Origin of the sequence: Providencia sp. M-27, assembly GCF_011077905.1 — a bacterium.
Lineage (GTDB): Bacteria > Pseudomonadota > Gammaproteobacteria > Enterobacterales > Enterobacteriaceae > Providencia > Providencia huaxiensis.
Map to the genome: position 1 here is coordinate 1 of NZ_JAALBT010000077.1, position 535 is coordinate 535.

A 535-nucleotide genomic window follows, 5' to 3' on the forward strand; every position below is an offset into this window, starting at 1 on the left:
ATGTGCGAACTCGATATTTTACACGACTCTCTTTACCAATTCTGCCCCGAATTACACTTAAAACGACTCAACAGCTTAACGTTGGCTTGCCACGCATTACTTGACTGTAAAACTCTCACTCTTACCGAACTTGGCCGTAACCTGCCAACCAAAGCGAGAACAAAACATAACATCAAACGAATCGACCGATTGTTAGGTAATCGTCACCTCCACAAAGAGCGACTCGCTGTATACCGTTGGCATGCTAGCTTTATCTGTTCGGGCAATACGATGCCCATTGTACTTGTTGACTGGTCTGATATCCGTGAGCAAAAACGGCTTATGGTATTGCGAGCTTCAGTCGCACTACACGGTCGTTCTGTTACTCTTTATGAGAAAGCGTTCCCGCTTTCAGAGCAATGTTCAAAGAAAGCTCATGACCAATTTCTAGCCGACCTTGCGAGCATTCTACCGAGTAACACCATACCGCTCATTGTCAGTGATGCTGGCTTTAAAGTGCCATGGTATAAATCCGTTAAGAAGCTGGGTTGGTACT

1 pseudogene is annotated in these 535 nt (G+C 45.2%); it reads left to right on the plus strand.

What is annotated here, in order from left to right:
- A pseudogene (locus G6Q48_RS22000) lies at positions 1–535 on the plus strand (IS4-like element ISVsa5 family transposase); the annotation flags it as partial.